At 64.5% G+C, this 6,935-nt stretch carries 10 protein-coding genes; 5 read left to right on the forward strand and 5 right to left on the reverse strand.

Features of this window, described 5'->3' with window-relative positions:
• The first annotated feature begins 126 nt into the window (after positions 1-126).
• Positions 127-573, forward strand: coding sequence for a prepilin peptidase (locus BMW90_RS22050; protein ID WP_074839313.1), 447 nt, complete (start codon positions 127-129; stop codon positions 571-573).
• Positions 574-589: 16 nt separating this feature from the next.
• Here the strand turns inward: BMW90_RS22050 and BMW90_RS22055 are convergent, their stop codons facing one another.
• From BMW90_RS22055 to BMW90_RS22065, 3 genes are all read right to left on the reverse strand, one after another.
• Positions 590-976, reverse strand: a complete 387-nt coding sequence (locus tag BMW90_RS22055; protein WP_048534298.1) for a nuclear transport factor 2 family protein — start codon at positions 974-976, stop codon at positions 590-592.
• A 78-nt stretch (positions 977-1,054) separates the two neighbouring features.
• On the reverse strand, positions 1,055-1,888 hold the full coding sequence (ygiD, locus tag BMW90_RS22060) for a 4,5-DOPA-extradiol-dioxygenase (protein WP_074839316.1): 834 nt from the start codon (positions 1,886-1,888) through the stop codon (positions 1,055-1,057).
• 59 nt (positions 1,889-1,947) lie between these two features.
• Positions 1,948-2,373: a DoxX family protein gene (locus BMW90_RS22065; RefSeq protein WP_074839346.1), complete on the reverse strand. Its 426-nt coding sequence runs from the start codon at positions 2,371-2,373 to the stop codon at positions 1,948-1,950.
• A 165-nt stretch (positions 2,374-2,538) separates the two neighbouring features.
• Here BMW90_RS22065 and BMW90_RS22070 point away from each other — a divergent pair, with 165 nt between their 5' ends.
• The 4 genes from BMW90_RS22070 (at position 2,539) to BMW90_RS22085 (ending at position 5,652) form a co-directional block, all read left to right on the forward strand.
• Positions 2,539-3,435 carry a LysR family transcriptional regulator gene (locus tag BMW90_RS22070; RefSeq protein ID WP_074839349.1) on the forward strand — a complete coding sequence of 299 codons (897 nt, stop codon included), beginning with the start codon at positions 2,539-2,541 and terminating at the stop codon, positions 3,433-3,435.
• A gap of 136 nt (positions 3,436-3,571) precedes the next feature.
• Positions 3,572-4,258: a phosphatidylserine decarboxylase gene (locus BMW90_RS22075; protein WP_074839318.1), complete on the forward strand. Its 687-nt coding sequence runs from the start codon at positions 3,572-3,574 to the stop codon at positions 4,256-4,258.
• Positions 4,255-5,028: a CDP-diacylglycerol--serine O-phosphatidyltransferase gene (pssA, locus tag BMW90_RS22080; protein WP_048534292.1), complete on the forward strand. Its 774-nt coding sequence runs from the start codon at positions 4,255-4,257 to the stop codon at positions 5,026-5,028. Before BMW90_RS22075 ends, pssA begins: the two co-directional genes overlap by 4 nt.
• Positions 5,029-5,652 (forward strand): class I SAM-dependent methyltransferase, encoded by a 624-nt coding sequence (locus tag BMW90_RS22085; RefSeq protein WP_074839321.1) that lies wholly within the window; start codon positions 5,029-5,031, stop codon positions 5,650-5,652.
• Positions 5,653-5,673: 21 nt separating this feature from the next.
• Here the strand turns inward: BMW90_RS22085 and BMW90_RS22090 are convergent, their stop codons facing one another.
• Positions 5,674-6,375, reverse strand: coding sequence for an RES family NAD+ phosphorylase (locus tag BMW90_RS22090; RefSeq protein ID WP_074839324.1), 702 nt, complete (start codon positions 6,373-6,375; stop codon positions 5,674-5,676).
• The gene (locus BMW90_RS22095) at positions 6,372-6,761 is read right to left on the reverse strand and encodes an MbcA/ParS/Xre antitoxin family protein (protein ID WP_048534288.1); all 390 of its coding nucleotides are present in this window, start codon (positions 6,759-6,761) and stop codon (positions 6,372-6,374) included. The genes BMW90_RS22090 and BMW90_RS22095 overlap by 4 nt, the downstream gene beginning before the upstream one ends.
• Positions 6,762-6,935: the final 174 nt, after the last annotated feature.

Raw genomic sequence — 6,935 nt, forward strand, 5'->3', positions numbered from 1 at the left:
ACTCCCTAATAGTTATGGTCCGCTGCGAAACGCGCGGAGGGATGCGCGGGCAAATTGTCGCGCACAAAAAGGCTACGTAGGGCTGCGCAAAAAAGTTTCAAAAACTGCGGGAATTATTTCCGGACTATGCCGCCTGTTCTCGTCAGCCTGATTTCCGATGTCGTTTTGCTGATCTGCCTCGCCGCGCTCGCCTGGATCGATCTGCGCCAATTCCGTCTGCCCGATGCGCTGACCCTGCCGCTTGTGCTGCTCGGCCTCGGTCTGTCGCTCACCGGTCACGGGCCGGCGCCGCTGGATGCCGCAATCGGTGCGGCGGCAGGCTTTGCGGTGTTCTGGGCGCTTGGCGCGACCTATTTCCGCCTGCGGAAGATCGACGGGCTGGGCCTCGGCGATGCCAAGCTGATGGCCGCCGCCGGCGCCTGGCTCGGTTGGCAGATGCTGCCGTGGCTGGTGCTGGGCGCCAGCCTTCCGGCGCTGGTCTTTGCCCTGGTCACAGGTCAGGGCCGCCATGACAGGATCGCTTTCGGGCTCTGGCTCTGCCTCAGTTTCGCGGTGCTGCGTCTCGCGACCTGAGAAGACGCCCGTCGGGTCAGAACAGGCCGTTGTCGTTCTTCGATCCGGCTCCGATGACCTGCAAGACATCCCAATGCTCGACCACCTTGCCGTCGTCATCAAACCGGAAGATGTCGATACCGGCATAATCCTCGCTGCCCGGCCAGAGCTGATGGCAATGCAGGACAACAAGGTCATCCTCGGCGATGGCCCGTTTGAAGCTGACCGATTTGCCGGGATACTCGGCCGCCATCCGCTCGAAATAGGCGATGAAGGCATCCTTGCCGTCGCCGACATGCGGATTGTGCTGGATATAGACGTCGCCGACATAGCGCTCGATCGCCGCGCGCGGCTGGCACCGGTTGAACATCAGGTCGTAAAACGCCATCGCGTTGGCCTTGTTCTCTGCGGGCGTGGTGGGCATCTCGGGGCTCCTTCTGAGGTATTCTCCGCGCCGAGCATCGGATCGCGGCGGGCGCTGCAAGCGGGGGTCTGGGCGGCGTCAGGCTGCGGTCTGCCGAGGGTGAAAGAGGAACGACCGCATCGAGACCGACCCCAGATCGATCGCATCGGTCATATAGGTCAGATCGTCGTTGCTGTCCGACGCGCCGGCAATGGTCAGCGCCGGCAGGTAGTGATCCACCGTCGGATGCGCCTCTGACAACAGCGGGCCAAGACCCGGGGCATCGGCAAGCGCGGCGAAATCGCGCTGGGTGAGACGGTCGGCGAAGAGCCCGTCGAAGGCCTCGGCAAAATCGAGCGGCGCGCCGCCGGGCCGCATGGCCCGCAAATTGTGCACCACATTGCCCGATCCCAGGATCAGCACGCCGCGATCGCGCAGCACCGACAGGGTGCGGCCAATCTCGAGCTGATGCGCCAGACCCGCCTCCATGTCGATCGAGACCTGAAACACCGGCACATCGGCATCAGGGTAGAGGAATTTCAGCACCGCCCAGGCACCGTGATCGAGGCCCCAGCGGTCATCTTCCTGCGCGCGATGGCTCTTGAGAAGGGTCACCACTTCGGCCGCCAGTTGCGGCTGGCCCGGCGCCGGGTAGCGCTCGGCGTAAAGCGCCTCGGGGAAGCCATAGAAATCATGGATCGTCCGGGGCATGGCCGAAACATCCACCAGCGTCGTGCCGCGGGTCATCCAATGCGCCGAGACCACGAGGATTGCCTCAGGCCGTGGCAGGCTCTGGCCGAGGGTCTTCCAGGCGCGACTGAACGCGGTGTCTTCGATGGCATTCATCGGGCTGCCATGGCCGAGAAACACCACCGGCATCCGGGCGCTCGGGGCGAAACGGTCGGCAAGCGACGCAAGGCTGTGGGTTTGCATGGGTTGTCTCCTGTGTGACGCCGGGCCGCCACGGCGGCCGCCCGGCCTTGGCTGCGGGATCAGGCGAATTTGCCGAGGCCGCGTTCCAGCACCGGCAGTTTCAGGGCCAGCGCACCGGCACCGAGCAGCGCGATGGCGCCCTGCGCGACGGCCCAGAACAGCGGGAATTCCCAGCCGCCGCCTTCGTTAGAAAACGTCCAGCCATTGCCCGCATGCGCCCAGATCGCCCCGATCAGGATAGCGATCAGCGGCAGCGAGACCAGCCGTGTCGCCATGCCGAGAATGAGCGCCAGGCCACCGCCCAGCTCGCCGAGGATGGTGAGATAGGCAAAGACCCCGGGCAGGCCGAGACTTTCGAAAAAGGCCACCGTGCCGGGAATTGTGAACAGGCTGACCTTCATCCAGCCATGGGCGATGAAGAGCGCGCCACTGGTGACGCGCAAAAGAAGCGCCGCATAATCGGCCGAGGCGGTGTTTGGGGTCATGTCGAGGTCTCCGAAAGTTTCGTTGGCAAGGTTGGGCTGGCCGGGCGCGGGGCCCGTCAGCGCGTCGTGATGCAAGGATAAGACTTGCCCCATACCCATGAAATGGCGAAGGTATGGAATGACCATCCACAAATTGTTCTGAATTATGCCGGGAAACTCGCTGCCTTGGATCTGATCGATCAGCTTCGCGCTTTTGTCGCCACCGCGCAGACCGGATCCTTTACCGGTGCGGCAGAGCAGCTTGGCATATCGAACCGGCTGACCTCGAAATACGTGGCCGAGCTGGAGAGGCGCCTGGGCGTCCGGCTGTTTCAGCGCACCACGCGCAAGGTCGGGCTGACCTCGGCGGGCGAGGATCTCCTGTCGCGGACACCGGCGCTGCTCGACGATCTCGATGCAGTACTGAGCGCGGTGTCGGAGACCTCGCGCGGGCTGTCCGGCACGCTGCGGATCTCGGCGCCGGTCACGTTTGGCGAGGTCTATGTCGTCGACATGCTCAGCCGCTTCATCGCGGCGCACCCCGGTCTGACCGTGGATCTGCGGCTGGACGATCGCTACGTCGATCTGGCGACCGAAGGCATCGATGTCGCCTTTCGCCTCGGCCGGTTCGACATGGCCTCGCTCAAGGTCCGTCGGTTGGGCGCGTTTCGCAGCGTGCTGATCGCCAGCCCCGATTATCTCGCACGATATGGCACGCCGCATCGGCCCGAGGATCTGCCGGATCACACCTGCATCGTCGACACCAACCGCCGCCTGCCCCGCCGCTGGCTGTTTCACGACGCCGGCTCCGAGATCGCGGTCACGGTGACCGGCCGGTTCTTTGTCAATTCCGCCAAAGCCGCCGTCACCCTGGCCGGGCGCGGCTTTGGGCTGGCCTATGTGCCGCGTTTTGCCCTCGGCGCCGCGCTGGAGAGCGGTGAAGTGGTCGCCGTGTTGCAAGATCATGTCGGCGAAAGCGGCCAGGTCGGGGCGGTATACCTCGAAGGCCGCGCGCTGCCGCGCAAGGTCCGGGCCCTGATCGATTTCGCCGCCAGAGACCTGTCTGGCCGGCAGATCCTCTGATCGCCCACACCCCTGAAATCCGGCGGTTGCGCGCGCGATTCCACGACGCGCTAGGGCCGCGCCGCCCGGAAGACGCTTGTACTCAGGCACAATCACCCTAAAAGAAGGGCCTCGGATTGCCGCGAGGGAAATTGCTATGAACATGCTTGGTACCTTCATCAAGCCGATGCACCCGGAAGGCCTCAAATTTGTTGCGACCTTCGGCCTCATCACCGCCGGCCTGTTTCTGCTGACCCCGATTCTCGGGTGGATCGGCGTCGGGTTGACGGTCTGGTGTTACTACTTCTTCCGCGACCCGGAGCGGGTCACGCCTGACCGGCCCGGACTGATCGTCAGCCCGGCGGATGGCATCATCTCGCTGATCGAACCGGCGGTGCCGCCGAAAGAACTGGGGATGAGCGACCGGCCGCTGACCCGGGTCAGCGTCTTCATGAACGTCTTCAACTGTCACGTGAACCGGGCGCCGGTCGCCGGCGAGATCACCGCGGTCGCCTATCGCCCGGGCAAGTTTTTCAACGCCTCGCTCGACAAGGCCAGCGAGCACAACGAACGCAACAGCCTGTGCATCCGCCTGTCCGATGGCCGGGAAATCGCGGTCGTGCAGATCGCCGGGCTGGTGGCGCGGCGGATCGTCTGCTTCGTGGCACCGGGGGCGCAGACCGCGACCGGCGAACGCTTTGGCCTGATCCGCTTCGGCTCGCGGCTCGACGTCTATCTGCCGCCGGGCGTGACGCCGCTGGTCAGCCTTGGCCAGACCATGGTCGCCGGCGAAACCGTGCTTGCCGAACTGCCCGCCGCCGAAGGTGCAGGTGACCCGCAATGAATGCCCCCCGGGGCAAGACCGGCACCGACATGCCGCTGTTACAACTGTTGCCCAATATGCTGACGATTGCCGGTCTCTGTGCCGGGCTGTCGGCAATCCGGTTCGGGGTGGAGGGAAATTATGAGCTGGCGGTACAGCTGATCCTGGCGGCCGGTGTGCTGGACGGCCTTGACGGCCGGATCGCGCGCCTGCTGCGCAGCGACAGCAAGATGGGGGCAGAGCTCGATTCGCTGGCCGATGTGGTAAACTTCGGCGTCGCGCCGCCGCTTGTCCTCTATTTCTGGGCGTTGCAGGACACCCGCGCCGGCTGGATCGCCGTCCTGGTCTTTGCGGTCTGCTGCATCCTGCGGCTGGCCCGGTTCAACGTCAGCAGCAATGCGGATCGCGATGCCGGCATTGGCGGGCCCAGCGCCTATTTTACCGGCGTGCCCTCGCCGGCGGCGGCGCTGCTGGTGCTGCTGCCGATGTCAGTGTCCTTCGCCTTTGCCGGCTCGGCGCTGCTGCCGGATTTCGTTGTCGGCGCGCATATGGTAGTGATCGGGTTGCTGATGATCAGCCGGATCCCGACCTGGTCGTTCAAGACCGCGCGGGTGTCACGCAGGAAGGCCAAGTTCTTTCTGCTGGGCGTCGCCATCGCCGGCGCAGCGGTGCTGACCTATGCTTGGGTTACGCTGGTCGCGCTCTGCCTGGCCTATATCGCAACCATAATATGGTGTCTGGCGACCAAACGGCCGCCAAAACGCGGGCCGGGCACGGAACAGGAGAAGTAAGTGGATATCGAGTCGGTTCAATCCTCATATGCCCGGTGGGCACCGGTCTATGACACCACCTTCGGCGCCGTGACCAATGTGGGCCGACGCCGGGCGGTGGAGTTCATCAACACGCTGACGGGGGCGGTCCTCGAAGTCGGGGTCGGCACAGGGCTCTCCCTGCCGCTGTACAGCAGCGATCTACAGGTCACCGGCATCGATTTCAGCGACGACATGCTGGCCAAGGCCCTGGCCCGGATCGAGCGGATGCGGCTGGACCATGTGGCGGCGCTGCGGCAGATGGACGCCCGCGAGCTCGATTTCCCCGACGAGACCTTCGATACCGTCGCCGCCATGCATGTGCTCTCGGTGGTGCCCGAGCCCGAACGGGTGATGGCGGAAATTTCCCGCGTGCTCAAACCCGGCGGGCGGGTCGTCATTACCAATCATTTCGTGCGCAGCCAGGGGGTGCTGGCGCATCTCGAACGGATCGTCGCGCCCTTTGCCAATACCCTCGGCTGGCATTCCGATTTCGAGATCGAGACCGTGCTGAAAGAGCCGGACCTGGCGCTGGAGGTGCAAAAATCCCTGCCGCCGCTTGGCATGATGACCTTCCTCGTTCTGACCAAGACCAAGGCAAGCTGATCCCGAGGTGCGCCGGCGCCCTCAGGCGACCGCGCGCACCGAATATTCCGGCGTTCCGCCCCAGACCAGATCCCAGGAGGCCCCGGGCCTGACATTCTGGATCGCATTCGGCTCGAAACAGACCAGACAGTTTCCGCCCGGCGACGGCGCCCGGACCGACGGATAGATCAAGCCGCGCGAGCCCTGCCGCCGCAGGCGCTCTGCCAGCGCCTGCCCCTCCGGATAGCCCCGCGCCGGATCCCCCGCCAGCGACGGATGGTCGGGCTGATCGGTGATGTCGTCGAAGCCGCCGATGAAATCCGCCAGCAGTTCGACATACCGCGCGCTGTCCTCGAAACAGCCGGTGTAGCCGAGCTCCCGGGTGCGGTGCCAGGCCACTTCGCTGACCGACACCATGACATCCCAGGCACAATACCAGGCGCCGCGTGTCTCCGAATTGAAGCGGTTGCCGCCGGCGCGGGTATAGGTAAAGGCCGCGTTGACATGGGTGTCGCCATAGATCCGCAGGTCGCGGCTGCGCCGGCGCCAGGCAAGTTCGCGCGGATCGAGATGCGGGTTCCTGCCTCGTTCGGCTTGCAGCCGACCGCTGGTCAACCCCTCGATCTCGGCCAGGATCTCGAATTCATCGTCGCTGTCGACAAGGCCGCGCAAGGCCGGCGGCTTGTGATAGGTGGCGGGCAAGAGACGGGTGAGGCCGCGGTCGGAAATCTCCCGCCGCCTCATGCGCCGCCCCGCAGCGCGTCGAGATAGGTCCGGATGGCAAGGATCTGCGGCAGCCCGCCCTCGATCGCCGCCTCCAGCGGCCGGCGGCCGCCAAACAGCGGCCCGGTGTTCGGCCGTGTCATCCAGGCTCGCGCCAGAGGCTCGGAAAAATAGAGTTCGAGCGACTTGTAGATGCCGATTACCGCACTCAGGCGCAGCAATTGATCCTTGGTCAGATCGCCGGCAAACCCCGGTTTCCGGGCGCGCTTCCAGGTGCTCTCGGACATATCCGCCAACCCGGCGGCATCCTTCTGGCTCAGCCGCCAGTGATCGACGACGCGGGCATAAGCCTTCAACGCGACGGCGTTGATCTCGGCGGGTTCGCGGATACGGTCTGCAACGGCCATCTCATTCTCCTTAGAACCGAATCTATATCATATGACCCAATTGTAAAGCCCATATGAGCTAAACATGCCTGACGGACGGCCCTGTCACTTTTCATTTTCGAAGTATGAAGCGTTGTCTTTGGTTATTTTTTCGAGGGTGGAGTCGAGTCTTTTGAGGTGTTTCATTCCGTTGGC

The organism is Marinovum algicola (assembly GCF_900109145.1).
Lineage (GTDB): Bacteria > Pseudomonadota > Alphaproteobacteria > Rhodobacterales > Rhodobacteraceae > Marinovum > Marinovum algicola.

Coding starts and splice junctions, on each gene's coding strand:
- BMW90_RS22050 (WP_074839313.1), top strand. CDS start 127: ATGCCGCCTGTTCTCGTCAGCCTGATTTCCGATGTCGTTTTGCTGATC.
- BMW90_RS22055 (WP_048534298.1), bottom strand. CDS start 976: ATGCCCACCACGCCCGCAGAGAACAAGGCCAACGCGATGGCGTTTTAC.
- ygiD (WP_074839316.1), bottom strand. CDS start 1,888: ATGCAAACCCACAGCCTTGCGTCGCTTGCCGACCGTTTCGCCCCGAGC.
- BMW90_RS22065 (WP_074839346.1), bottom strand. CDS start 2,373: ATGACCCCAAACACCGCCTCGGCCGATTATGCGGCGCTTCTTTTGCGC.
- BMW90_RS22075 (WP_074839318.1), top strand. CDS start 3,572: ATGAACATGCTTGGTACCTTCATCAAGCCGATGCACCCGGAAGGCCTC.
- pssA (WP_048534292.1), top strand. CDS start 4,255: ATGAATGCCCCCCGGGGCAAGACCGGCACCGACATGCCGCTGTTACAA.
- BMW90_RS22090 (WP_074839324.1), bottom strand. CDS start 6,375: ATGAGGCGGCGGGAGATTTCCGACCGCGGCCTCACCCGTCTCTTGCCC.
- BMW90_RS22095 (WP_048534288.1), bottom strand. CDS start 6,761: ATGGCCGTTGCAGACCGTATCCGCGAACCCGCCGAGATCAACGCCGTC.